The sequence below is a fragment of the Leucobacter sp. PH1c genome (genome assembly GCF_000633415.1).
GTDB lineage: Bacteria > Actinomycetota > Actinomycetes > Actinomycetales > Microbacteriaceae > Leucobacter.
Window position 1 is genome coordinate 33,387 of sequence record NZ_AYMV01000028.1, and the last position, 24,769, is coordinate 58,155.

Annotated in this window: 18 protein-coding genes; 9 read left to right on the forward strand and 9 right to left on the reverse strand. The window is 73.2% G+C overall.

What is annotated here, in order from left to right; all coding sequences use genetic code 11:
- The first annotated feature begins 6 nt into the window (after positions 1-6).
- Entirely contained in the window at positions 7-693 is a 687-nt protein-coding gene (locus U874_RS0109880) for a CoA pyrophosphatase (RefSeq protein WP_025134380.1), read from the forward strand.
- 3 nt (positions 694-696) lie between these two features.
- Here U874_RS0109880 and U874_RS0109885 read toward each other — a convergent pair whose 3' ends face one another.
- The 6 genes from U874_RS0109885 to U874_RS0109910 all read right to left on the reverse strand — a co-directional run bounded on the left by U874_RS0109885 (position 697) and on the right by U874_RS0109910 (position 12,949).
- Positions 697-3,327, reverse strand: a complete 2,631-nt coding sequence (locus U874_RS0109885) for a LuxR C-terminal-related transcriptional regulator (RefSeq protein WP_025134381.1) — start codon at positions 3,325-3,327, stop codon at positions 697-699.
- Positions 3,328-3,485: 158 nt separating this feature from the next.
- A complete protein-coding gene (locus tag U874_RS0109890; RefSeq protein WP_025134382.1) occupies positions 3,486-4,445 on the reverse strand; it encodes a class C sortase in 960 nt (319 codons plus the stop codon).
- Between the two features lie 22 nt (positions 4,446-4,467).
- Entirely contained in the window at positions 4,468-6,000 is a 1,533-nt protein-coding gene (locus U874_RS0109895; protein WP_025134383.1) for a SpaH/EbpB family LPXTG-anchored major pilin, read from the reverse strand.
- A gap of 46 nt (positions 6,001-6,046) precedes the next feature.
- On the reverse strand, positions 6,047-10,237 hold the full coding sequence (locus tag U874_RS0109900) for a choice-of-anchor A family protein (protein ID WP_025134384.1): 4,191 nt from the start codon (positions 10,235-10,237) through the stop codon (positions 6,047-6,049).
- A 448-nt stretch (positions 10,238-10,685) separates the two neighbouring features.
- The gene (locus U874_RS0109905; protein WP_025134385.1) at positions 10,686-11,213 is read right to left on the reverse strand and encodes a hypothetical protein; all 528 of its coding nucleotides are present in this window, start codon (positions 11,211-11,213) and stop codon (positions 10,686-10,688) included.
- Positions 11,214-11,335: 122 nt separating this feature from the next.
- On the reverse strand, positions 11,336-12,949 hold the full coding sequence (locus U874_RS0109910; RefSeq protein ID WP_029988166.1) for a deoxyguanosinetriphosphate triphosphohydrolase family protein: 1,614 nt from the start codon (positions 12,947-12,949) through the stop codon (positions 11,336-11,338).
- Between the two features lie 64 nt (positions 12,950-13,013).
- Between U874_RS0109910 and U874_RS0109915 the strand changes: the two genes are divergently transcribed.
- Together U874_RS0109915 and U874_RS0109920 are read left to right on the forward strand one after the other, a co-directional pair.
- Complete coding sequence (locus tag U874_RS0109915) at positions 13,014-13,586, forward strand: hypothetical protein (RefSeq protein ID WP_025134387.1); 573 nt, start codon at positions 13,014-13,016, stop codon at positions 13,584-13,586.
- 112 nt (positions 13,587-13,698) lie between these two features.
- Positions 13,699-14,412 (forward strand): YceI family protein, encoded by a 714-nt coding sequence (locus U874_RS0109920; protein WP_025134388.1) that lies wholly within the window; start codon positions 13,699-13,701, stop codon positions 14,410-14,412.
- Here the strand turns inward: U874_RS0109920 and U874_RS0109925 are convergent.
- Positions 14,409-15,146: a TetR/AcrR family transcriptional regulator gene (locus U874_RS0109925; RefSeq protein ID WP_025134389.1), complete on the reverse strand. Its 738-nt coding sequence runs from the start codon at positions 15,144-15,146 to the stop codon at positions 14,409-14,411. The two genes, U874_RS0109920 and U874_RS0109925, sit on opposite strands and share 4 nt — an antisense overlap.
- Positions 15,147-15,293: 147 nt before the next feature.
- On the opposite strand from U874_RS0109925, the gene U874_RS0109930 reads away from it, so the two are divergent.
- The gene (locus tag U874_RS0109930) at positions 15,294-16,079 is read left to right on the forward strand and encodes an SDR family NAD(P)-dependent oxidoreductase (RefSeq protein ID WP_025134390.1); all 786 of its coding nucleotides are present in this window, start codon (positions 15,294-15,296) and stop codon (positions 16,077-16,079) included.
- A gap of 60 nt (positions 16,080-16,139) precedes the next feature.
- Here U874_RS0109930 and U874_RS0109935 read toward each other — a convergent pair whose 3' ends face one another.
- Entirely contained in the window at positions 16,140-17,336 is a 1,197-nt protein-coding gene (locus U874_RS0109935) for a RimK family alpha-L-glutamate ligase (RefSeq protein WP_025134391.1), read from the reverse strand.
- A 24-nt stretch (positions 17,337-17,360) separates the two neighbouring features.
- Here U874_RS0109935 and U874_RS0109940 point away from each other — a divergent pair, with 24 nt between their 5' ends.
- From U874_RS0109940 to U874_RS14810, 3 genes are all read left to right on the forward strand, one after another.
- Positions 17,361-17,840 carry an ATP-dependent zinc protease gene (locus U874_RS0109940; protein WP_232755908.1) on the forward strand — a complete coding sequence of 160 codons (480 nt, stop codon included), beginning with the start codon at positions 17,361-17,363 and terminating at the stop codon, positions 17,838-17,840.
- 84 nt (positions 17,841-17,924) lie between these two features.
- Positions 17,925-19,022 (forward strand): N-formylglutamate amidohydrolase, encoded by a 1,098-nt coding sequence (locus tag U874_RS0109945; protein WP_025134393.1) that lies wholly within the window; start codon positions 17,925-17,927, stop codon positions 19,020-19,022.
- Positions 19,019-19,660 (forward strand): GNAT family N-acetyltransferase, encoded by a 642-nt coding sequence (locus U874_RS14810; protein WP_025134394.1) that lies wholly within the window; start codon positions 19,019-19,021, stop codon positions 19,658-19,660. Before U874_RS0109945 ends, U874_RS14810 begins: the two co-directional genes overlap by 4 nt.
- 270 nt (positions 19,661-19,930) lie before the next feature.
- Here the strand turns inward: U874_RS14810 and U874_RS0109955 are convergent, their stop codons facing one another.
- Positions 19,931-21,274, reverse strand: coding sequence for an anaerobic C4-dicarboxylate transporter (locus U874_RS0109955; protein ID WP_025134395.1), 1,344 nt, complete (start codon positions 21,272-21,274; stop codon positions 19,931-19,933).
- Between the two features lie 219 nt (positions 21,275-21,493).
- Between U874_RS0109955 and U874_RS0109960 the strand changes: the two genes are divergently transcribed.
- Both U874_RS0109960 and U874_RS0109965 read left to right on the forward strand, forming a co-directional pair.
- Complete coding sequence (locus U874_RS0109960; protein WP_029988173.1) at positions 21,494-23,140, forward strand: SulP family inorganic anion transporter; 1,647 nt, start codon at positions 21,494-21,496, stop codon at positions 23,138-23,140.
- A 156-nt stretch (positions 23,141-23,296) separates the two neighbouring features.
- A complete protein-coding gene (locus U874_RS0109965; protein ID WP_025134397.1) occupies positions 23,297-24,628 on the forward strand; it encodes a heparan-alpha-glucosaminide N-acetyltransferase domain-containing protein in 1,332 nt (443 codons plus the stop codon).
- The last annotated feature ends 141 nt before the right edge of the window (positions 24,629-24,769 follow it).

The window sequence follows — 24,769 nt, forward strand, 5'->3', positions numbered from 1 at the left end:
GGCGGAATGGAACGTTCCGTCGCCGATGTCGAGGGCGAGCTCCGCGCGCTCATGACGCGCGAGGTCTCGCTCGCCTTCACCCCGCAGGGGGCGCTCGCGGACGCCCCGCTCCGCCGCTCCGCGGTGCTGATCCTGTTCGGCGCGCTCGATCGCACGCCCGCGGCGGCGGGCCCGAGCTGCGTGCCCGCCGAGCTCGATGTGCTGCTCACCCGGCGCGCCGACGGCATGCGCCACCACGCCGGCCAGATCGCGTTCCCGGGCGGCGGCGCCGAGCCGGGCGACGCGGACGCCGCCGCGACGGCGCTGCGCGAGGCGCACGAGGAGACGGGGCTCGACCCCGCGGGCGTCGATGTCCTGGGCGCCCTCCCCGCCGTGCACATCCCGGTGAGTAACAACCTCGTCACCCCGGTGGTCGGTTGGTGGCGGCTGCCGAGCGCGGTCGCAGCGGATCACTCCGAGTCGGTCGAGGTGTTCCGCGCACCCGTCGCCGAGCTGCTCGACCCGGCGGCCCGTGGCACCTCGGTGCTCGCACGCCCGGGGCTCACGCACCGCGGCGCGGCGTTCCGCCTGAGCGAGCGGCTCGGCGGGCGCGTCGTGTGGGGCTTCACCGGCATGCTCCTCGCCTCGCTCTTCGACGAGCTCGGCTGGGCCGGGCCCTGGGACCCCGCGCGCGAGTTCCCCGTGCGCGGCTGAGGCTCACGCCTCGGGCAGCAGCCCGACCTCGCGCGCGCGGAGCACCGCGGCCTCGCGGCCCGAGACGCCGAGTTTGCGGTACACGCCGCGGAGGTGGAACTTCACGGTGTGCGGCGTGACGAACAGGGCTTCGGCCACCGCGGGCAGCGGGGCGTCGGTCGCCGCGACCGCCTCAAGCATGCGCTGCTCGGCCTCGGTGAGGGGCTCGTGCGGGGCGCAGCGCACCTCCTCCGGAAGCGCCGCGATGACGGGGGCGAGCTCGCGCACGGCGGGGTGCAGGCCCCTGCGCGCGAACGCTTCGAGCATCTCAAAGGGGATGAGTTCGAGCGCGCTGTAGGTCTCCTGCTTCCGGATCGCCTCGGCCGCCGTCGCGAAGTCGGCATCGGCTGCCTCGGGATCGCCGAGCGCTTCGAGCGCTGCGGCGCGCACCAGGCGCACGGCGAGCCGCACCCAGACCGTGAGCCGCGTCTCGAGCAGGGCCGTCGTGATCTCCTCCGCACGCTCGGGGTCGCCCGCGAGCAGTGCGAGCCGGGCGCGGCCGAGCCGCACGTCGGGCTGCTCCGCGGGGAGCGCGTCGAGCCGCGCGGCAGCGTCGCGGTAGTTCCCGACCGTCGCCATCGTCTGCGCGGCGTAGGCCTCGAGCACCACTCTCGTGCTTCCCGCGCGGGGGAAGAAGGTCTCGGACTCGCGGATGCGGGCGTCGACGCCCGCGACCGCGGCGAGGTTGCCCGCGCGGCCGCGCGTGATCTCCGCCTCCGCGAGCGCGAGATAGGGCCACTCGAGGATGTGGCCGCGCATCGGGTCGAGGCCGTCGAGGAGCCGTTCGAGGCCGCTCGTGTCGCGCTGCTCCGCGGCGATGAGGGCGCGGGCGACCTGCTCGTTGAGCGAGCCGACGGCGGTCTGCTCGGCGGGCACGAGCAGCGCGAGCTCTTCCGCCGCGCGGAGGTGGCCGCGGGCGCGACGCGTCTCGCCGTTGATCGCGGCGACGGCGGCGAGACCCGTCTGCGCGTGGTGCTGCTTCGCCGGGATCCCGAGCAGCTCGGCCCACTCGAGCGCCTGGTGGAAGGCCCGGCCCGCGAGATCCAGATCGCCCGCCGTGAGCGCCGCCGCGGCGACCGTCGAGTGGATGAACGGGAGCGCCCGGTGCAGCTGCGTCTCGTGCCTCGCGCCGCCGCCGACCGCCGCGTACTCGACCTCGAGCCGGTGCGCGAGATCCCGGGCGTGCGGCAGCAGCTCGGGGTGACCCTCCAGGCACTCGGCAGCGAGCAGCATCGCCTGCGCCGGGTAGAAGCGCTGCGGATCGCTCTCCTCGGGGCCGTCCCCGACGGCGGCGCGGAGCGCCGTGCGCAGGGCCGCCGCCTCCTCCGCGGTGACGTTGCCACGGTGGTTCTCGGCGAGCAGGTGGGCGCCGAGCAGGATCGGGAAGCGGTGGAGCTCTTCGAGCGGCACGCGGTGGAGCGGCTCGATCGCCTCGCAGTCGGGGCCGAGCTCCTCCGGGAAGACGGCCACGAGCGCGTGGCTCGCGTCCTCGAAGGCGCGGAGCGCGATGAGCGAGCGGATGCCGAAGGCGGGCTCGTCGTGGCTCACCTCGATCGCGTGCTGGTGCCGCAGCGCGCGGATCTCGTGCGACTCGAACTCGCGCCGCGCGCGCCACTCGAGCGACTGGGCGAAGCCCGGGTGGCAGCGGATGCGCGCGCCGCCCGGATACCACTGCCGCACGACGAGGCCGAGCTCGGTCATGCTGTCCACGATCGCGGCGGTCTCCGCGTAGGGCAGCCCGATCGTCTCGCTCAAGAGCTCGACGCTGATGAGCTCGCAGAGCGCAGCGGCGTAGAGGGCGCGGAGGCCGAGCGGGGTGAGGGCGCGCTCCGCGTAGTCGAAGGCAAAGCGGTCCATGAGCGCGCGGAGATCGGTCTGGGTCGCGCCGCTCCCGATGGCGTGGAGCATGAGGCGCACGGCGTACGGCCAACCCGCGGCGTCCTCGTGCATGTCGTCGATGAGCCGCCCGCCCGTGATCCCGAGCCGCTCGGCGAGCTCGCGCACCTCCTCGCGGGAGAAGGCGAAGTAGTCGCCGCTCAGCAGCGCGACGGTGCTGCGGGCCGCGACGAGCGGACCGTCGAGCGCAGTGAAGCGGCGCGAGAGCACCGTGAGGAACAGCATGCTGCTGAGTTCGGGGAGCTCCGAGAGCTCGACGTCGAGCTGCGGCCGGGTGAGCCGCTGGAAGTCGTCGATCACGAGCATGGTGGGCGCCGTGAGCGCCGCCGCTTCGCGCTGCGCGGCGGCGCGCTCCTGGGCGACGATGAGTCGGCCCGCGCCGGACACGGCGTGCTCGTCGCACACCTCGGCGCCCGCGAGTGCCTCGCGGATCGCCCGCCAGAGCTCGCCCGGTCCGCTGCCCGACTCGGAGGCGCGCACCCAGCGCACCCGCATCCCCGCGAGCGCCCGGCTGCGCACCCACTGGCTCGCGAGCACGGTCTTGCCCATACCGGCCGGCGCCGCGAAGAGCGTGATGGGCGCGATCCCGCCGCCGGGGAGCTCCGGGGGGAAGAGCCGCGGCCGGTCGAGGGCGGTGAAGCGCTGCTGGGGAATGGCCGCACCGGGGATCCCGATGCCGAGATTCTCAGGAGTGTGCATGCGCGGCCCGCGCTCTCGGGGCGCGTCTCGTCTGCCGGAGGCGCGCCTGACGTCCCGGAGCGGCCGGACGGCCGCAGAGGAATCGATCCTGCATGTGCTCTCTCCCTGAATACGCAATCCAGACTAACGCGGCACCTTCGGGGCTCCTGAATGCCTGCTCAGCGTTCCCCCTGAAGCCCGTCCGCCGGACGCGGCATCTCGGGATCCGCATCCCGAGACGCATCCCGCCGCTTCCGCTGCCAGAGCAGGGCGCCCGCGGTGAGCCCGGCTCCGCCGAGCAGGCCGACGGCCCACCACGGGAAGCCCGCGCCGGCGTCGTCGCCGTCGAGCGCGCCCGCGGCGCCCTCCGGCGCCGGGATCCGCTCGCCGCGCACGAGCAGGCGATGGCTGTTCACCCCGATGGGCGCGCAGGTGATCAGCGTGACGAGGTCGCGATCCGCCTCGATCTTGAGCGACTGGGTGTCCGAGGGCAGCACGGTGTCCACCGCGCGCACCTCGTAGAAGTGCTTCTCTCCGAGCACCTCGACGGAGAAGACCTGGCCGACCTTCGCCCCGTCCACGAGCGGAGTGAAGAGGCGGGCATGGGCGAGCCCCGAGTGCGCCGTGAGCACCGAGTGCGTCGACGGCCCGCCCACGGGCAGCGAGGAGCCGTACAGGTGACCCGCGCCGCGCGAGATCACCTCGTCGGAGGTGCCGTGCGAGAGGGGCAGGGAGATCCCGAGCGCTGGGTAGCGCACGGCGCCGATCACGCCGCGGTCGCTCACCTGGAGGATCCGCTCGTAGGACTCGTAGGCCTCGTCCTGCTCCGCGTCGGTGACGGGAGCGCTCGAGTAGGGGTCGCGCAGGAGGCCCTGGGGCATGTGGGCGTTGTAGGCGTCGGCGAGCTGGAGCTCTGCGGCGCGCTCGGCCGGGGCGATCCCCTCGACGTCGGCGCGGTACCCCGTGATCTCGGAGTTGTGGTTCCGCGAAGAGAACCAGTCCGCGGCGACGGGGTAGAGCAGGATCGCCAGCCCGACCGTGATGATGAGCAGCACGAGCGGGGCATCGCTGCGGCCGCGCCGCCCGCGGCCCCGGGTGGGGGCGGCGGGCGGCGCGGTCTCGGGTGCGGCGTGCGGCACGTGCGCTCCGATCGGCGGACGCCTAGGCGGCGCGGTCCGCGCGCTTCCGGCGGAGCATCAGCGCGACACCGCCGCCGATCACGAGGAGACCGCCGATGGTGAACATCCACGTGCCAGCGGCGCCCGTGAGGGGCAGCTCGAAGCCGGCGTTGTGGGGAGCGTTCTCGACCGTGACGACCTCAGCGGCGGTGCCGCCGGCCGTGACCGTGAACTCGATCGGTGCGGCGAGGAGCTCGAAGCCCTCGGGCGCGACAACCTCGACGACCCAGTAGGTGCGGAAGTCCTTCGCGTCGCCGATCGCCTTGCCGTCGACGAAGTCGCTGACGTGGAGCCCCGAGATGCGCACGAGCCCGTCCGCATCGGTCGTGAAGGTGTCCTCGCCGTTGATCGCGATGGGCTGCGCCGCGGCCGTGCCGGCCTGGCGGGCGGCGTCCTCGGATGCGAACACCTGGAACTGCGCGCCTGCGAGCTTCTTCGCGGCGTCCTTCGAGGAGACCTTGGAGATGACGATGTCGCCCCAGCGGCTCTCGACCACGGGGGTGGTGACGGGCCCGTCGGGATCGCCGGGCTTCGACTCGAAGGACTCCTTGTTCGGGAACACGACGGCCTGGTTCTTGATCACGCCGTCACCGACCGTGCCGTCGCCGAGCGAGACGACCGTGGTGGAGAGCACGACCTGGACGCGGGCCTCGGGGTTCTGCGCGGCGGCGCCGAGCTTCGCGAGGCCGGCGGGGGTGAAGTCGACCGTGACGGTGTTGTCCACGGTGCTCACGACGTAGTCGGTGCCCGCGGTGATCGCGGGGCCGTTCAGCAGCGAGACCCGGGCCTCGGCGAGGGCGAGGCGCGCGTCGAGCTGATCCACCACGCGGTAGCCCGAGGGGGCCGCGAAGGTGCCGTCCGCGTTCGCCGTGCGGGGCAGCTGCCCCGTGATGGTCCAGTTCACGGTGTCGCCGACCTTCGTCGCGTCCGCGTCCTGCACCGTCTTCTCGGCGGTGACGCTCGAGTTCTTCGGGTAGACGTGGATGTCGGTGATCCAGCTGCCGCGGTTCACCGGGTCGGTGAGGGGAACGGTCACGAGGAAGGGGGCCGCCTTCGTGACGCCCGCGGGGGCCTGGGTCTCCTGCACGAGGTACAGGCCGATCGGGAGCCCGCCGAAGACCGCGTCTCCCGCGGCGTCGGTCACCTGCGTCTGCGCGGCGCCGAGCGTGACGGCTGCGCCGCCGGGGCCCGCGACGCGGCCGGTCGCCGCGTCGACGGAGTACTTCGTCGCGGCGATCCAGCCCGCGTTCTTGCTGAGGTCGAGCCCCTGCACCTGGCGCACCGAGAACGTCACGCCCGAGATCGGCGTGAGGCCCGCGGTGTCGCGGCGGAGGCCGTCCGCGGCCTCGGTCGCGGCGTCGGGCTGCTCGAACTTGTGGATGTTGATGCTGCCCGTGAGCCCGGATTCCGGGATCGTGGAGGGCGCAGCCTGCGCGGCGGTCGCGCCGCCGAGCGCGAGCAGCAGCGCCGTGGCTGCGGCTCCGATGCCGGCGAGAAGTCCTCGCTGTCGTTTCATGGGGGTTCCTTTCGTGAACGTGTGAAAAATCTGGGGAGCGTGCGGGCTAGCGGGCGTGCGCCGCCAGCCGGCGCTGACGCAGCGAGCGCCGCAGCCACAGGGCCGCGCCGAGGGCGATCACCGCGCCGCCCGCGTAGAGCGTGAACGGCGGGGCCCCGCCCGACATGGGCAGCGGGAGCAGCTTCGGGTCGTAGACCTGCATGAGCCACCCGGTCGGCATCACGCAGACCGGTCCGCCCGAGCTCGGGAGCTGTGTGGGGGCGTCGCAGCGGTCGAGGAAGAAATCGCCCGGGCGGTCGGTCGCGGCGTTGAACGAGCGGTCCGCCGCGATCCCGGGGCGGTAGACGCCGAGCTGGCCCTGGCCGAGCGGGAGCGCGGGATCAGCCGGCCCCACGTGGAACCGGATCGGCTCGGCGAGCAGCTGGTGCCCCTCGGCGGCCTTCGTCTCGACGAGGTAGTAGTCACCCTCGGGGAGGTTGCTCGCGTGCCACGATCCCACCGCCTGCCCGTCGGAGTCGTCGGTGTGGCGGAAGAACTCGGCGCAGGAGGGGTCCGTCCCGGCGTCGCACAGCGCCCGCGACGGGCCACCATTCGGCGTATCGCGGATCTCGAACTCCACGTCCTGCAGGTTCCACTGCACGGAGCCCGGCTTGTCCGGGTTCGGCGCGGTCGAGTTCTTCTGGATGTGGAAGTAGCCGTCGCCCAGCTGGTGGCGGGTCTGGCACGTCGGATCCTGGGTCACATCGGTGCCCGTCGCGCAGGTGAGCGGCGGCACCGTCGTCGAGGTACCTGAGACGAAGTTGTCGAACACGGCAAGCGGCTCGGCCGCGACGGGGGCGCCGTCGCGGTGCCAGGCGCGCGTCGGATCCGCCGGGTCGGCGGGTGCGCCCACCTTGACGGCGTAGCTCACCTCGATGCGCACGACGCCCTTCGGCACGTCAAACGACTTCGTGTCGAGCGTCCACGTGCCGCGGCGCGGGTCGTCCCCGGCCGCGCGGGCTCCGCTTGCGTTGTGCACGGGCGGCGTGACGACGGCGTACGGCAGCGAGTCGGGGGCGTCGGCCTTGCCCTCGGCGAGCGTCTCGGGCATCACGGCGCCGTTCTGGTCGACCTGCTGGCCCGCGGCGTTCAGGAAGCGCACGCCCTGCACCTTCGGGACGACGCGGGGGGCACCCGGATCCCAGGTGGCGACGCGCATCACCTCAGTGATGTCGTCCTCGAGCGTCACCCCCGTGAGCGGGGCGCCCGAGAAGTTGCGGAGCGCGACGGTGTAGTAGACATTGCCGCCCGTGTGCAGGGTCGCCTTGTTCGGCGGCTGCGCCGTCTTGCGCACGTCCCACGCGGGGATCGGGTGCTCGGTGCACGTCACGGGCTCGCCCGCGACGGGCGTGCACTCGCTCGGCGGGGTCTTCCCGGCCTTCGTGACGAAGTTGCGCAGCAGGTAGCCGCGGGGCTCCCCCGCCTCGGGCGCGCTCTGGCGCTGCTCGGCGCGCTCGGCGTCCGGCCGCACCTGCACCGTGTAGGAGATGGTGCGCTGCTCGCCGGGCGGCACGGCGCCCGAGATGGCGAGCGTGCCGTTCTTGGCGTTGAACTCGCCCGTGATCCCCACGGGGGTCACGGGGGTCTTCCCGCCCGCGCCGGAACCCGTCCCGTAGCGGAGGCTCGCGGGATCGAATTCGGCGTCGTCGAGCACGTCGCCCAGGTGATCCACGTGGGCGACCTTCGCCCGGCCCGCGCCGGTGTTCGCGAACGTGACCGTGTAGGTCACTCGCTGCCCGGCGCGCACGGCGGAGCCGCTCTCCGGGTTCGAGGCCTTCGACACGACGAGGTTCGGGTGCAGCCCATCGTTCGTGATCGTGCAGATGAAGCTCGCGCCGTCGGAGCCCGCGGGGATCGTGAGATCCCAGGCGTGGGCCCGCACGCCGACCGTCTCGACCGGCTCCTGCTGCCCGTTCATGTCGCGCACGCAGGCGACGGAGCTCTCGTACATCTTGTCGTTCCCCGCGACCGGGAATGCCTCGCGCACCTGGTAGGTCGTTCCGGCCGAGACCGGAACGGGGCCGATCTTCGCGTCCTGGATGCCCGTGGCGGAGCCGCTCGTCACCGTCTCGGAGAGGAGCGTGCTCCCCTGCGCGAGCTCGAGCCGGAACTGGTCCGTGTCCTCGACCCGGTCGTTCACGTTCTTCTGCACGGTGAGCGTGGGCGGCGTCGCGCACGAGGCGAGGTCGACGAGCGTGGTCCCGGAGTTGGTAAAACCGTCGGCCAGGCGGGTGAAGGTGCCCGGATCGGCCACGACCTGCGTCTGTCCCTGCTCGGCGACGAGCTTGCCGCTGCCCGTGAAGGCGATCCCGTTGAAGCCGCTGCCGGTGAGCGGGTTCTGGACCTTGGCGACGTTGACCTTCGCATCGATCTGCGGGGGCCGCGCCGCGGCCACCGCGGCCGCGATCTGCGCCTGGCTCACGAGCCCCGTGAGCGCGGAGCCCGGGGTCGCGCTCCAGCCGCTGCCCGAGCCGTTCGAGCTCGCGACGAAGTGGAGGTTGCCGCTCGCGTCGAAGGCGAAATCGCCGTTGCTGCCCTGTACGCGCTTCGCGTCGGGGATCGACGCGGTGAGGAGCTTCTTCGGGGTCTCGGCGCCCGCCGCTGAGCGGAACACCTGCATCTCGATCGAGGAGCTCTTCAGCGCGTAGTAGCCGAAGTAGAAGTCCTCGGTCCCGGGGTCTACGGCGCCGGCGACGATCGTCCCCGCGCCCGTGCCCATCGAGATCGGCTCGCCGACCTTCACCACCCGGGTGCGGCCGTCGAGGCCGCGGCTCGCGCGGAACACCTGCGCGTTCACACCCGACTGGCCCGTGAAGAGGAAGTCGCCCGAACGGGTCATGCCGAGCGCGTTGACGCTCCAGCCCTGCAGCACGGCGTGCTGCGCGGCGATGACCTCGGCGTTCTTGGCCACGCGGTTGCGGCCGTCAACCTCGTACCGGAGGAAGGAGGCTCGGCCGCCGGACACGTCGTCGCGGTTGAGCGCGTAGAAGGTGTTCGCCTCGCAGGTGCCGAGCGGCTCGGGCTCGGGATCCGGATCGACGGGGTTGCGGCAGTCCGTCGTCTCGTCGCCGATGAACGGGAAGTTGTGGAACTCGGCGCCGGCGCCGTTCTGCGTGAGATTACCCGCGACCCAGTAGCGGCCGTTCGCGCCCACGGCGGTCACGGTCGTCGCCGAGCCGGGGTTCGCGACGACGACCGAACCGGGCACCTGCGCGCCGGCGATCGTCACGGCGGTCGCCGCGGGGAAGGCCCACATGATCTGCGATGCGAGCTGTCCGAAGCGGGCGTCGCCCATATTGATCTGCTGCTTCTTCGCCCACACGCCCGCGATGTTCACCGTCGGGCGGTCGCCGGTGACCGTGATGATGATCGGGTGGCTCGGCTCGATGTTCTCGCCGAGGTTGAGCGACCAGGCCTGGCGGCCGAGGAGGGACGCGTCGACCTCGAAGAGGTGCCGCGTCGCTCCGGGGGCGCCCGTGAGCGTGAGGAAGCCGCCCGCCTCGACCTGCACGGTTCCCGCCGTGCCGTTCGCGCGGTTGCGGTCGATCGTGTCGCGGAGCGCCTGATGGTTGCCCTCGGCCCACTGGCTGAAGGCGGGGCTGCCGAGCGCGATATCGCGGCCGAGCTCGGTCGTCGTCGTGCTGCCGGCGTGCTGCATGGCGAGCGTCCCCGCTCCGCCGAGCGTCCCGCCGATCCTGGCGTGCACGGGCAGCGGCGCCGTGCTCGCGCCGTCGACGGTGCCCGTGAGCACCTCGACGTTGCGGTCGATCGTGAGGTTTCCGCCGACCCGCAGCACCGAGCCGTCGGCGGCGGGGATGAGCCCGGAGCCCGCTCCCACCCAGCCGAGGTTGAACTTCGTGCCGCTGGCGAAGCGCGCGTCTCCGCGCACGACGAGCTGGCCCTCGAGCTCGGCTCCGGCGCTCCGCGTGAAGTTCCCGCCGACGTAGACGCTGGCGTTCTGATCAGCGGGGAGGGGCTTGCTCGGGTTCGCGGGGTCGACCGATCCGACGCCGCCCGTCGGCACGCACGCGGTTGCCGAGCTCGGCGCGGCGAGCGGCACGGGCTCCTCGGCGCGCGCGGGCGCGACGATGCCGAGCGGCGCGACGGCGCCCGCGAGCACCGCCGCGGTGGCGAGCGCGGCGGTGACGCGGCGCGTCATCCAGTGCGGCACGCGCCCCTGCTTCGATCGTTTCTGCATTCTTCCCCCACCGCGGCAGCCCGCGGAATCCCTGGATCGTCCGGCGCGCACCGCGGAATCCCCTGATTCCGGGCACGCTCGGTCAGCGCGCCCCCCAGGGCGCGCTGCTCCGCCGTCCGCGCGCAGATCCTCCTGGCGCTCGGCGGGCCCAGGAGTTGCGAGCCGGGTCGACGCCCTCCCCACGAGGGTCGACACCTGGACTTCCTGAGCGAGCGCGGTGCGCGGTCGAGCAGCGCACAGCACTCAGGTGGGTTCCACCTGCCGCAACGCTAACAATCGAACATAGGACTCAGATAGGGAATTCGAGGAACCCTACCCCAGAACGCACGGAACCCTACCCCGCGGGGCACGGGTGCCTCGGGCCCTCCCCGGAACGCAAAAGCGCCCGATCCCCAGACAATTCTGGGGATCGGGCGCGCGCTTCGCGGGTCGCGGCCGCGGGGAGGGCCTAGGCGCAGTTCCCGCAGACGCCGGAGAGCGCCATGAGCATGAAGCAGTTCGGGCAGACGGGCTGCACGCGCTCGGGGGCCGCCGCGGGCTTCGCCTTCGCCTCGGCCTTCGGCTTCGCCGCCGCGCGACGCGTTCCGGAGCGCGCGGATTTCCGTGCGGGCTCCGGCGCAACGAGCTCCTCGGTCTCAGCGGCGGGGCCGCGCCCGTGGTCGGGGTGGTCGACCGCCCACATGCCGGGACGACGCACGCTGCGCCAGCGCGGAGCGGACTCGCCCACGACCGCGATGATCTCCTCCTCGGTCTGGAAGCCGACCGTGTACCCTCGGTGCACGTGCACGGCGGGCGCTCCGTCCGAGCGCTCCACCGTGATGCCGTCGGCCGCGCGCATGAAGCGCTCGACCGGCATCCGGCTGAGGAGGCGGCGCAGGAAGACGCGGTTCGCGATGCTCGCCTTGCGGTGGACGAGGGCCTCGTCCAAGGAGCCGTAGCGGTTCAGGATCGAATCGCGTGCCGCCGGCTGCTCCATGTGTGTGCCCTCCCAGAGATCGCGGCCCGGAAATGGGCCGCCCACCAGTATCCCGCACCCCGTATGCCGCCGCGCGCCCCGTGCACGCCGGGCGCGCTGCGCGGGAGTCGCGCCGGGCCCCGCTAGCCCCGCGTGAGCTCGCCGTGCGTGATCCGGGCCTGCTGATCGCTGAGCGCCGCCACGTAGTCGAGCACGGCGCGTGCCCGCCCCTGCCGCCGCAGCCCCGAGTCGCTCGTCTCCCCCGTGAGCAGCTCGGGTCGCTCGCGGCGGAGCGCGAAGTATCCCGCGGTCGCCTCGTCCACCCACTCGAGGAGCCGTCGCGGTGCACGCCCTGCGTCGTCGGGGTCGGTGAGCCAGGCGTCGAAGCCGAGCGCGAGATCCGCCATCACCCTGGCCTGCCCGCGCTGCGTCTGCCCGAGCTCGGGCCGCTCCAGCACGAAGTGCGCGTGCACGAACTTCAGCACCATCACCTCGTGCCAGGCCCGCGTGTTCAGCCGGACGTGGCCGCTGCGCACGTGCGGGTGCTCCTCGACGACGATCGCGGTGCGCAGGCGCTCGATCCAGCGCCGGGTGAAGCCGGAGACCGCGCGCTCGCTCTCGATCCCGCCGTCGTAGGGGGCCGCGAGCAGCGACTCCCCCACCTCCTCCGCCACGAGCGCGACCGCGGCGGTGAACGCCTCGCGATCCGCGATCCAGGCGTCCTTCAGCGCGAGACGCCGCCAGAGCAGTTCCAGCGAGTGGCCGGGGGCCCGCCAGCTGTCCGTCAGCTCCGCGGGCTCCGCTGCGGCGAGCGCGAGCGAGCCGGCGAGCCAGGCGCGCAGCTCACCGGCGACCTCCGACTGCTGCAGCACCCCCGCCCGAGCGAAGTCGTCGAGATCGTGCACGGCGTAGGCGATGTCGTCGGCGAGATCCATCACCGCGCACTCGACCGTCTGCACGCCGCCGGCGATGCTCGGGTAGGCGGCGCGCGCGTCGGCCATCTCCTGCGCGTCGAGCGCGTACGCCGAGAACTTCTCCGCGCCGTCGGCGACGTCGGCACCGACACCGCGCGGCCGCTCAGCCACGGGCCGCTCCGCCGTCGAGACGCCGACCCACTCGGCCCGGGTCCACGGATACTTGAGCGTCGCGGCGCGCGTGGCGGCGGTGAGGTTCAGCCCGGGGAAGTCGCGGCCCAGCGTATCGAGCTGCGTGAGGATCCGGAAGCTCTGCGCGTTGCCCTCGAAGCCCTCGGGCAGCCCGAAGCGCTCCCGGGCGACCCGGTCGAGCACCCGCTCGCCCAGGTGCCCGAAGGGCGGATGCCCCAGGTCGTGCGCGTGCGCCGCGGCCTGCGCCACGACGGTGTCGCAGCCGCCCAGGCGCGCGATCACGGCCCCCGCGGCGTCGTCGACGCGGGCGTCCCCGCGCTCGAACGCCGCGTGGACGGCCGCCTGGCCGGCGAGCTGGGCCGCGATCACCCGGGCCACGGCGCTCACCTTCAGGGAGTGGGTGAGCCGGTTGTGCATCACGGGGCCCACGCCGGACTGCGGCACGACCTGCGTCACGTCGGAGAGCCGGGCGAAGTACGAGGAGAAGCGGATCCGCTCGAGATCGATGCGGAACTCCTGCGCCGCGGGAGATTCCTCGATCGGCCCGTCGGCATCGTGGATTCCGGCGGATCGGTGCTGGGAGGACTCGTGTTCGATGTGCCTCCGCGCACTGCGGGATCCGGTCGTCGCTGCACCCCAGGGCTCGGTCATGCCCCTATTCAAGCAGTTCCGGCCCCGCGGCTACACTGGGGCGCACACGAGAGAGGGGCGCACCGTGAGCGATGCGGCGGAGGAATCGGGCAACCGGACGCGCGGCGGGCGGGTCCCCGCGATCGAGCGGGCCTCGGGCCGCCCCTGGGCCGAGTGGGTCGCGCTCTTCGAGGCGCGGGGCGCCGCGGGGCTCGGCCACGCCGAGATCGCGCGCATCGCCCGCGCCGCGCTCCCCGATGCGCTCGAGAACCCGGACTGGTGGGCCCAGGGCGTGGCCATCGCCTACGAGCAGCACGCGGGTCTCCGCGTACCCGGCCAGTCCGCGAGCGGCACCTTCCGGGTGAGCGCGAGCCGCACGGTCCCGCTCGGGCGCGACGCCGCGATCGCCGCGTGGACGGCCGCGCACGGCGACCGGGCCGAGCACCTCGGGGTCCCCGCGGGCCCGGCCCGCGCCTCGCGCACCGAGAAGCGGAGCTTCCTCCGCTTCGACCTCCCGGGCACGGGCCGCGTCGAGGTCGCGGCCACCCCGAAGGACGACGCGCGTTCCTCGGTCGCCGTGAGCCTCGAGGGCCTCGCCGACGGCTCGCAGATCGAGGCCTGGCGCGCGCACTGGAAGGCGCTCCTCGCCGAGCTCTGAGCCGCACGCCCAGCGTTTTCCCGAGGAGCTCGGAGCCTGTTCATTGGCAGCGCTGCGAGAGTGGATCGCAGGCCGCCCACCGCGGGCAGCACCTCGAGGGGAAGGATCCACCGTGCGGAAGTCGCAGAAGGTACTGATCGGAGTCGGGGTGAGCGTGCTCGCGCTCGCCTCGGTCGCGGCGATCGCCGGCCCCATGCTGTACCGCGACTTCATCGCGGAGCCCGCTGCCGACGCGCCCGCGATCTCCGGGAGCGAGCAGATCCTCGGTGCGCCGAGCGGCGATCAGCTCGACCCCGCGGCGCTCGCCGGCGATTGGTCGGTGACGGACGGATCGGAGGCCGGCTACCGCGTCGACGAGGTGCTGAACGGCACCGACGTCACCGTGACGGGGCGCACCCCCAAGGTCACCGGCACCTTCCGCATCAGCGAGGACGGCCGCACCCTCTCCGCGGCGACGCTCACGGTCGATGTCGCGTCGATCACCACCGACAGCGCCCCGCGCGACTCGTACTTCCGCGAGCAGGCGCTCCGCACGGACACGTTCCCCGAGGCGACGTTCACCCTCACGGAGCCCGTCACCCTGGACGAGGTGCCCCGCTCGGGCGACACGGTGCAGACCGCGGCCGTCGGCGAGCTGACGATTGCCGGGGAGACCCGCGTCGTCACGGCCGAGGTTCAGCTGCGGAGCAACGGCGAGGAGGCCGAGATCGCGGGCACCGTGCCGATCACCTTCGCGGACTTCGGGGTCGAGGCACCGAGCCTCGGCTTCGTCTCCGTGCAGCCGACCGGCCAGGTCGAGTTCCAGCTGGTCGCGGCGCGCGACTAGCGTCGAGCAGGATCCTGATCCGGCACCGCATCCGACACCGGACCGGCGGCCGCGGCCGCGCCGCCCTGCTGATCGATGCCCCCCGCATCCTCGATGCCCCGCGAGAGCTGGGCGAAGGCCGCACGCGCGAACCGGGCCGGCGTGCCGGCCGAACCATCGGGGTCCGTGCCCTGCGCCGCCCAGTGCTCGAGACCGAGGCGGATCGCGTCGGTCGCTGCGGCAGCCAGGAGGCGAACGCCGAGGTCCGCGAGCGACGGGCCCGCGTGCTCCGCGATGATCCGGCGCAGGCGCCGCTCCGACTCCGCGTTGACGCGTGCCCACACGGTGCGCAGCGCGGCGTCGTCCTCCATCGCGCGCAGGATGCCGCGCGACCAGCGGAGCCCCTCACGCTCCTCGTCCGTCGTGGGCACGAGCAGCGCGTCGATTACCTCGGGCACCGCCCGGCGCGGATCGCCGTGCGCGGCTGCGGCGAGCGCCTGCTGCCACTCGTCGGCTCCCACGGCGAGGAGCGGCGCGACCGCGTCCTCCTTGGTGCTGAAGTAGCGGTAGAACGTGCGCAGGGAGACGCCCGCGGCTGAGGCGATCGACTCGGCCGTGACCTGGTCGGCCCCGCGCTCCGCGAACAGCGTCGCCGCGGTGCGCGCGATCTCGAGCTGGGTCGCGGCGCGACGGCGCTCGGTCAGGCTCGGGGCCTGACCGCCCCGCGGCTCGGCAGATTCTGGCTCGGTTCCCACGTGGGAGAGCGTACTCGACCCGCGCCCACAGTGCACATGTTGACACTTTGGCACAACGTGCCACAATGGCAATGTACGCACTTGCCGCATCGAAGCGCCGCGAGCGCTCGGACAACCGCTCCCCGCGAGCACGAAGGGTTGAGAACTATGAACCGCTACGAAGGCCGCCGCGCACTCGTCACCGGCGGAGGGTCCGGCATCGGCCAGGCCACCGTGCTCCGCATGCTCGCCGAGGGCGGCCGCGTGGTCGCGGCCGACGTCTCCGCGAGCGGCCTCGCCGACACCGTCGCGAAGGCCGGCGACGCCGCGGATCGGCTCCACACCGTCACCGTCAACATCTCCGAGGAGGCCTCGGTGCGCGCCGGCGTCGCCGACGCGGTCGCCTGGCTCGGCGGGCTCGACGTGCTCGTCAACGCCGCCGGGATCCTGCGCTCCTCGCACACCCACGAGACGAGCCTCGAGTCCTTCGAGCTCGTGCTGCGCGTCAACCTCGTCGGCACCTTCCTCATGATCCGCGAGGCCATCCCCGCGCTCCTCGAGGGCACCGGCTCCGCCGTCGTGAACTTCAGTTCGACCTCGGCCATGTTCGCTCACCCCTACATGGCGGCGTACGCGGCATCCAAGGGCGGCGTGCAGTCGATGACCCACGCCCTCGCCGCCGAGTACGCGAAGCAGGGCATCCGCTTCACCGCGGTGCAGCCCGGCTCGATCTCCTCGGGCATGACCGACGGCTCGGGCGAGAGCAAGCAGAGCCAGGGCCCCGGCCTCCCCGAGGACGCCGACATGATGCTCTTCATGAAGCTCCAGCCGGCCCTCGGCGCGGGCTTCGCCGGCCCGGAGACCGTCGCGGGCGTCGTCGCGATGCTCGCGAGCGACGACGGGAAGTTCATCACCGGCACCGAGGTGCGGATCGACGGCGGCACCCACTTCTAGCCGCCCACCCCGGCCCGTCGGCCGCGGCCCGCACCCCGTGCGCGCCGCGGCCGACGGCGTTCAGCCCTCCGCGAGCTCCTGCGCCTCGGGCGGCAGCTTCCGCACGCGGGCGCGCCGACGCCGGCGCTCGGGGATCATCGACCGCATCTCCTCGAGCTTGCCGAAGCAGAGCAGCCGATCCTCGGGCTCGAGCACCACGTGCTTGCGCGGGTTCGGGATCACCTGCACCCCGCGGTGCAGGGTCAGCACCGTGATGTCCCGATCCCACAGTCCCAGCTCGCCGAGCGGCTTGCCGATGTGCTCGGATCCCGCGTGCATCGAGATCTCGGCGACGCCGTAGCCCGTCGAGACGCTGAGGCGCTGCCGCACGTCGATCTCCGGGAAGTTCACCTGATTCGCGATGTAGTCGATGATCGCGCCGGCCACGTCGAGCCCCGTTGCGGCCTCGATCCCCTGCAGCCCGGGCGAGGAGTTCACCTCCATCACGAGCGGGCCGTCGTCGCCCTCCAGCATGTCGACGCCCGCAACCCGCAGCCCCATGATCTGGGCCGCGCGCACAGCCGCCTGCTCGTAGGCCGGATCGAGCTGCACCGCCTCGACCGTGCCGCCGCGGTGCACGTTCGAGCGGAACTCGTCGCCGCTCGCGATGCGGCGCATGGCGGCCACAACCCGGTCGCCCACGACGAGCGCGCGCACGTCGCGTCCCCGGCTCTCCGCGATGAAGCGCTGGATCAGCACGTTCTGCCGCGTCGAGTGGAGCGTCTCGATGATCGCCTCGGCCACCTTCACCTGCGGGGCGAGGATCACGCCGATGCCCTGCGTCCCCTCGAGCAGCTTGATCACGACGGGAGCGCCGCCCACGCTCTCGATCGCCGCGCGCACATCGGCGCGGTTGCGCACGAACGCGGTCGCGGGCATCGCGATCGAGTGACGCGAGAGGATCTGGATCGCGCGCAGCTTGTCGCGAGAGTTCGTGATCCCGTTCGCCGTGTTCGGCGTGTACACGTCCATCTGCTCGAACTGACGCACCACGGCCGTGCCGAAGTACGTGATCGAGTTCCCGATCCGAGGCAGGATCGCGTCGTAGTCGCTCAGCTGCTTCCCGCGGTACAGCAGGTCGGGTTCGTCACCGGCGAGGTCGATCCCGAAGCGCAGCGTGTTGAGCACGCGCGCCTTATGGCCGCGCTGCTCGCTCGCTGCCATGAGGCGCTGCGTCGAGTACGCCTGCGGGGCGCGCGAGAGAATCCCGAGTTTCACCGTAGTTCCTGCCAAGATAGAAGCGTGATCGGACAAGACCATTCAAGCACTCTCACGGGGTGGCGCGAGTGGGTATCGCTGCCCGAAATCCGCGTGCCGTGGATCAAGGCCAAGATCGACACGGGCGCGCAGACCTCGGCCCTCCACGCGACGGGAATCGAGGAGTTCAAGCGCGACGGCGCGCCGTGGGTCCGCTTCACCGCGCACCCCTGGCAGCTGAGCGACGAGGACGCCGTCGAGGTGGAATTGCCCGTGCACGATCGGCGCACCGTCCGCAGCTCATCCGGGCACGCGCAGGAGCGCCCCGTGGTGCTCATCGACGTCGCGCTCGTGGACCGCACCATCTCGGCCGAGTTCACGCTCACCGACCGCGACGAGATGCTGTTCCGCGTCCTGATCGGGCGAGAGGCGCTCCGGCAGGGGTACATCGTCGACTCGGACGCGTCGTTCCTCGGCGGCAAGCCGCCGCGCCCCGTGCGGCGGCGCAACCGCGGCCGCGCGTAGCGCCGCAACCGCTGCCGCGCGCAGCGGGCCGGACACCCGTATTCGCCTCTGGTCAGGTGCCTGAGCGCTCGCTAGTCTGATGCCATGAGCGCCAGCACACTGGATCTGATCCCTCGCGGCACCGTCTTCACGCCCGAGGAGATCACGCACTACGCCGACCCCGACACCCGCAGCCTCGAGGAGGCGATCGCGGACGCGGACCTGCTCGTCACGACCCCGCACTCGGGCGCCGCGATCCCCGAGGAGCTCGCCGAGTTCCTCTCCCCCGCGCTGACCCGGCGCCTGCAGTACGACTACAGCGACGTGGCCACCGCCGCGATCGTGCGCCGCTGGGCCGAGATCGATCCCCGCATCGTCGCGGTGATCAACCCGCACCCGCGCCTCATCCGCGACCCGAACCGCCGCAAGCCCGACGACGTGCGCGCCGACCTCGCCGCCGCGATCGAGCGCGTGCGCGCCGCGGGCGCCTGGCAGCGCGTCGACCTCACCGGCGTCGACGCGATCCGGCCCGTCACCTTCTCGTTCTTCCCGATCCTCGAGATCCCCGACACCGAGGCCGGGCTGCAGCGCCTCGTCGACGCGTTCGCGGAGACCGCGGAGGCCGGGCTCGGCGTCTACGAGCGCACGCGCGAGGCGCTCACCGACGCGTTCATCGCGCAGGGCCTCGAGCGGGGCGGCGTCTTCACGCGCCTCTCCTTCCACGACACGATGAACACCACGACCACGCGCGACGGCACCGTGAACGTCGCCCGCGCCGAGGCTGACCGGCTCCCCGCCGTCGTCGCGCTCTCGAATCGCGGCGACCACTCGGGCGAGGAGCGCGATCCCGCCGATCCGCCCACGATGGACCCGGCCGCGCTGCGCGCCCTCGCCGAGGCCCACCGGAGCGGCTTCGAGGTGAGCGACCCCGACGCGGTGCTGCTCAACCAGCCCTACCTGGGCAGTGAGGAGATCCGCGCGGGCGGCGCGAAGTTCCGTGCGCTCGGCGCGGAGGCCGCCGCCGCGGGCCTCAGCCTCGGCGCCGTGCAGGCGGAGTTCCTCCGGGAGTACCTGCTCGGCCCCGCGGCCGCGGCAGAACTCCACGAGCCCGGAACTGACTGGATCAGCGAGGACCCCGAGCACATCGACGCCGTCGCGCACGCCTGCAAGCGCGCGTGGGACGAGTTCCGGGACCAGCGATGAGCGGCGAAACCGCGCGGGATTCGCGCCCCGAGTTCACCGTGCGCGCCCTCGTCGCGAGCGACATCGACGAGACCGCGCGCATCCTCGCCGCGGGCTTCTGGGACGACCCCGTGTGGGGGCCGGCGTTCCCGGAGCACCCCGACCGGCTCGCGCACGCACTCGCGCACTGGCGCTTCATGGCCGAGCAGGCGGTGCGCTTCGGCGAGCCCCTCGTCGCCGAGCTGCCGGACGGCCGGATCGCCGCCGTCTCGACCTGGTTCCCGCCGGGCGAGGACGAGGTCAACGAGGCCGACCTCCCCGCCTACGCTGCGCTGCTGCGCGGCACGATCGGCGACGCGGCGGCTGAGGCGCTCCTCGCGGAGGGCGAGCTCTTCGCGGAGGCCCGCCCAGACGAGCCGCACGCGTACCTCTCGATGCTCGCCGTCGCTCCCGAGGCGCGCGGGCTCGGGATCGGGATGCGGCTCGTGGCCGCGGCGCTGGAGCGGTACGACGCGGCCGGCCTGCAGACGTACCTCGAGTCGTCAAACCCGGGCAACGACGCGCGCTACGAGCGGCTCGGCTACCTCCCGGCGCGGCGCATCGAGATCCCCGGTTCGCCGACCGTGCAGAGCTACCTCCGCCCCGCGCCCCCCGCGTAGCGCGGACGGGGGGGCGCTCCCCGCGCTTCTGCGGTTCCCTCGTGCGCTCGTTCCCTGCTCCCGGGGTTTCTACTTTCCCTGCGCCCGCGGTTCCCTCCAATTTCTCGGAGAAATCTGGAATCTCGGAGCGAGGACTGCGCAAAATCTCCGCGAATCGAGATTTCTCCGAGGAAAGCGGCGCGCGGGTGAGGAAAGCGGTGCGAGGTTCGGGAAAGCGGCGCGCGGACTCAGCACGCAGCGCCAGCCGACAACTGGCGTGCACCCCCTAGGTCAGCCGCCCCAGAGCACCCCGAACAGGGCGCCCGCGGCGATCGTCGTGACCGCGAGGATGATCGTGGGCAGGAAGAACGAGTGGTCGACGAGCTTCGTGCCGAGCTTCGTGGACCCCGAGTGGTCGAAGTTCGCCGCCGCGATCTGCGAACCGTTGGTCGGCAGCAGGTAGATGCCGGCGAAGGCGCCAGCCCACATGCCCGACAGCAGCCCGAGCGGGATGCCCGCGGCGAGGCCGATCGGCACGATCGTCCGGGTGGCGGTCGACTGGCTCGTCGTGAGCACGCAGACGAGGAAGACGCCGAGCGCGAAGATCCACGGGGCCGCCGTGACGAGGCCACCGACGCCGTCGGCGATCATGGTCGTGTGCGCGCCCAGGAACGTGTCGGTGAGCCAGGCGAGACCGAAGAGGGCGATCGCGGAGACCATGCCGGCCTTGAACACGGTCATGGTGGGAATCTCGGCGACCTTGGGGCGCGAGACGAGCAGGATCAGGGTACCCACGACGAACATCACGATCTCGATGATCGGGGTCATCGCGACGGGATCCCCCGCGGCGTCGAGCGGGCGGATCCCCTTGAACAGGCCGAAAGCGACGATCGCGGCGACGCCGAGCAGGAAGATGGTCGCCGCGTTGCGGCCGGCCGCCGTGACGGTGACCTCGGCGCGCACCTCGGCGGCGTTCGCGGACGGGGCAGGGATCTTGCCGGAGGCGATCCGCTCCTGGATCTCGGGATCGTCGGCGATGTCCTTGCCGAGGCGGTTCACGATGATCCCGGAGATGATGATGCCGACCACGGCGGCCGGGATCGTGACCTTCAGGATGTCGACGAGTTCGAAGTTCCAGGGCGCCGTGTCGGTGAGTGTGACCATCGCGGCCATGGCGGCGGAGACCGGGCTGCAGGCGAGCGCGACGCCCGTCGCGACCACGGAGAGCGAGAGCGGGCGCGAGGGGCGCACGCCGTTGCGGTACGAGAGATCTTGGATCACGGGGAGCAGGGGGTAGAGGATGTTCGACGTGCCCGCGCCGACCGCGAAGAGGAACGAGACGAGCGGGGCGACGAGCGTGATCTGCTTCGGGCTGCGCGCGATGAGCTTCGCCGCGACGGAGACCATCCAGTCGATGCCGCCGGCCGCCTGCATCATCGAGGAGGCGAGCACGACCGCGAGCACGATGAGGAGTGCGTCGACGGGCGGTGAGCCGGGGGCGAGGCGGAACACGAAGACGAGGATCGCGACGCCCGTGCCGCCCCACAGGCCGAGGCCGACGCCGCTCGATCGTGTGCCCATGACGATGCACCCGAGGACGACGAGCAGCTGCGTGACAAACAACACGATGTCCATAGCTTCCCCCTTGTTCACTCTTGGGGATCAGAGTAGCGCTGGACGCGGTCCAAGCCCAGCACATTTTTCGCGGCGACGAGCCCCGGCGCCCCGCAGCAGCTGCGGGCACCGCGCGGGCACCGCGCGGTGCCGCGCGGGCACCGCGCGGTGCCGCGCGGGCGCCGCCCAGGTGCCGCGGGCGATGGGGCATGATGGTCGGAGAGAGCGAAGGAGGCGTCCATGGCCGCGATCGTGGCGGGGCTGCGTGCCCTGCTGCCCACCCGTGAGGACTACCGGGGGCTCCGCACGAGCTGGCGGGCCGACCTCGTCGCGGGCCTCACGGTCGGGATCGTCGCCCTGCCGCTCGCGCTCGCCTTCGGCGTGAGTTCGGGCGTCGGGGCCGAGGCCGGGCTCATCACCGCGATCGTCGCGGGCCTCGTCGCGGCCGTGTTCGGCGGTTCGAACGTGCAGGTATCGGGCCCGACGGGCGCGATGGTCGTGGTGCTCGCCCCGATCGTCGCCGTCCACGGGGTCGGGGCCGTCGCGATCGTGAGCATCTTCGCGGGGCTCATCGTGCTCGCGGCCGGCCTGCTCCGGCTCGGCCGGGCCGTCAGCTACATCCCGTGGCCCGTGATCGAGGGCTTCACCGCCGGCATCGGGATCATCATCTTCCTCCAGCAGGTGCCCGCCGCGCTCGGCGTCGACGGCGCCGGCCGCTCGTCGAACGCGGTGCTCGCCGCGGGCGAGGTGATCCGCGACGCGGCCTGGCCCGACGCGCTCCTGCCGCTCGCCGCCGTCGCGGGCGTGGCGCTCATCATGACGCTGCTCGGCCGGATCGCGCCCGCCGTGCCCGCCTCGTTCGTCGCGATCCTCGTGGTCTCGGTCTGCGCGGCGCTCGCTGGATCGCCGCTGCCGACGATCGGCGCACTGCCGCACACGCTGCCCGCGCCCACCGTTCCGGCGTTCGACCCGGCGACGCTCTCGGCCCTGGCCGGGCCGGCAGTCGCGGTGGCGGCGCTCGCGGCGATCGAGTCGCTGCTGTCGGCGCGGGTCGCGGCGACGATCGCCGACACCGGCCAGGTGAACGCGGACCGCGAGCTCTTCGGCCAGGGGCTCGCCTCGATCGCCTCGGGCTTCTTCGGCGGGATGCCGGCGACGGGCGCGATCGCGCGCACGGCGGTCAATGTGCGGAGCGGGGCGCGCACGCGCCTCTCGGCGGTGGTGCACGCGCTCGCGCTGCTCCTCGTCGTGCTTGTCGCCGCGGAGATCGTGGGCGCGATTCCCCTCGCGGCCCTCGCCGGGGTGCTCATGATGACGGCGCTGCGCATGGTCTCCCCCGCGACGATCGGGCGCGTGCTCCGCGCGGGGCGTTCGAGCGCCGCGGTGTTCGCGATCACGCTGTTCGTCACGGTCGCCTTCGATCTCGTGATCGCGGTCGGGATCGGGCTCGCGGTCGCCGCGTTCTTCGCGCTCCGCACGCTGAGCCGCGCGAGCGACGCCGAGCGCGAGGCGCTGCCCGGCCCGGCCTCCCCCGGCGACGAGCGGATCGCGCTCTTCACGCTGCACGGCTCGCTGTTCTTCGGCGCGGCGGATCGCCTCATCGACCGGATCGCGGAGACCCCGGGCGTCGAGGTGGTGATCCTGCGCCTGTCCGATGTGCAGCTCATCGACGCGACGGGCGCGAACGCGCTCGCCGAGCTCGTGACGGGGCTCGAGCGGCGGGGCGCGACCGTACTGATCAAGGGAGTGCGCCCCGAGCACCGCCGCCTCCTGGAGCGGCTCGGAGTGATCGGCGCGCTGCGCCACCCGGCGCACCTCTTCGCCGAGCTCGATCCCGCGCTCGCGCACGCGCGCGACCACGTGCGCCGCGCCGCGGCGGCCGAGTAGGCGACCGGGCCGCCGAGCAACCAGCGGCCGCGCCGCTGGGTCGCCGCGCCACCGGGCCGCCGCGCCACCAGGCCGCCGCGCCACCGGGCCGCCGCGCCGGGCCGTCTGACTGCCGCGCCCCGGACACTCCCCAGCCGCGCACGGAATACTGACCCCATGCCCCGCTCCTCCGCCCCCGCGCCCGCCGCCCGCATGATCGGCGTCGACGTCGCCCGCTTCCTCGCGATCGTCGGGATGATCGCGGCGCACCTCGTGCCGGTCGCGGGGATGCTCGCCGAGCCCGGCAGCACCGCCGAGAGCGCCGGCAGGATCACCGACGCGCTGACCGCGGGGATCGCTGCCCCGCTCTTCGCGGTGCTGGGCGGGGTGAGCACCGTGTTCGCGACGCGGCGGCTGCTCCGCTCGGGGCGCGCGGGCGCGGCGATCGGGGCGGTCGCGGTGCGGGGCGCACTCCTCATCGTGATCGGGCTGGTGCTCGGGCTCATCGAGACCCCGGTCGCGATCGTGCTCGCCTACTACGGTGCGGCGATGCTGATCGTCGCACCGCTCGTCGCGGTGCGCTCCGGGCTGCTCGGCGCGCTCGCCCTCGTGCTCGGCGTCGCGGGCGGCCCCGTGAACGCGGCGCTCCGCGTGGACATGGAACCGTGGCCGCCGGGCGACCAGATCACGTTCGAGGGCTTCGGCCAGGACTCGGGCGGCACGCTCGGTGCGCTGCTCCTCACGGGCGAGTACCCGGCCATCACCTGGGTCGCCTACCTGCTCGTCGGCGTGCTCATCGGGCGCCTGCTCACCGCGGCCGCACGGCGGGGCGCGCTCGGCCGCGCCGCCGGACTGCTCGCGGGGGCCGGGGCGGTGGCTGCGGTCGCCGGGCAACTCGTGTCGAACGCCGCGGTCGCTGCGGCGAGCGCGGCTGCGAGTACCGCGGCGGGAACGCTGCCGCCCGGCCTGGCGGCGTTCGCGGGGGTCGCCCCCGACGAGTTCGCGGAGTACGTCACCTCGTCGACGCTCGGGGCACCGCTCGCGCCGGAGCTCTGGGCGCAGCTCATCGCCACGCCGCACTCGGGCTCGCCCGTGGATGTGCTCCGCACCGTGGGCATCGCGGCCGCCGTGATCGGCCTGCTCGTGCTCCTCTGCGATGTGCTCCGGACGGGCGGGCGCCCGGGCACGCGGCCGCCCGGAGCCGTGCTCGGGGCCGTGCGCGCAGCGGGGGCCGCACCGCTCACGGTGTACACGCTGCACATCGTCGCGACGGGCCTGCTGCTCGAGCCGGCGCTCGCGGATCCCGCGGCGTTCTTCGGCGACGGGCTGCCCTGGTGGGCCGCGGGACTCGGGGCGTTCGCGCTGCAGCTCGCGGGCGTCCTCGCGATCGGCGCGCTGCTCGCCGCGCTCGGCAGGCGGGGGCCGCTCGAGGCGTTCGTCTCGGGAGCGGTGCGCCTCGTCGTACGGGGCGGGGATCGGGAACGAGCGGGCGGGACGAGCGCGGGCTGAGCCGGTGACGAGCGCGGGCTGAGCGCGAGCTGAGCCCGGTTCGTGCCGGATCCGACCCGGCGCTCGGGATCCGGATCCCGCGCACGAGTGTGACGCCGCTTTACCGCCGGGCTCGCGCTCCGCTCCCGCGCGAGGGAGCAT

Excerpts from the sequence above, each read along its gene's own strand:
- U874_RS0109910 (WP_029988166.1), bottom strand. The coding sequence starts at position 12,949 with ATGACCGAGCCCTGGGGTGCAGCGACGACCGGATCCCGCAGTGCGCGG.
- U874_RS0109960 (WP_029988173.1), top strand. The coding sequence starts at position 21,494 with ATGGCCGCGATCGTGGCGGGGCTGCGTGCCCTGCTGCCCACCCGTGAG.
- U874_RS14810 (WP_025134394.1), top strand. The coding sequence starts at position 19,019 with ATGAGCGGCGAAACCGCGCGGGATTCGCGCCCCGAGTTCACCGTGCGC.
- U874_RS0109930 (WP_025134390.1), top strand. The coding sequence starts at position 15,294 with ATGAACCGCTACGAAGGCCGCCGCGCACTCGTCACCGGCGGAGGGTCC.
- U874_RS0109955 (WP_025134395.1), bottom strand. The coding sequence starts at position 21,274 with ATGGACATCGTGTTGTTTGTCACGCAGCTGCTCGTCGTCCTCGGGTGC.
- U874_RS0109945 (WP_025134393.1), top strand. The coding sequence starts at position 17,925 with ATGAGCGCCAGCACACTGGATCTGATCCCTCGCGGCACCGTCTTCACG.
- U874_RS0109895 (WP_025134383.1), bottom strand. The coding sequence starts at position 6,000 with ATGAAACGACAGCGAGGACTTCTCGCCGGCATCGGAGCCGCAGCCACG.
- U874_RS0109885 (WP_025134381.1), bottom strand. The coding sequence starts at position 3,327 with ATGCACACTCCTGAGAATCTCGGCATCGGGATCCCCGGTGCGGCCATT.
- U874_RS0109905 (WP_025134385.1), bottom strand. The coding sequence starts at position 11,213 with ATGGAGCAGCCGGCGGCACGCGATTCGATCCTGAACCGCTACGGCTCC.
- U874_RS0109965 (WP_025134397.1), top strand. The coding sequence starts at position 23,297 with ATGCCCCGCTCCTCCGCCCCCGCGCCCGCCGCCCGCATGATCGGCGTC.
- U874_RS0109880 (WP_025134380.1), top strand. The coding sequence starts at position 7 with ATGGAACGTTCCGTCGCCGATGTCGAGGGCGAGCTCCGCGCGCTCATG.
- U874_RS0109900 (WP_025134384.1), bottom strand. The coding sequence starts at position 10,237 with ATGCAGAAACGATCGAAGCAGGGGCGCGTGCCGCACTGGATGACGCGC.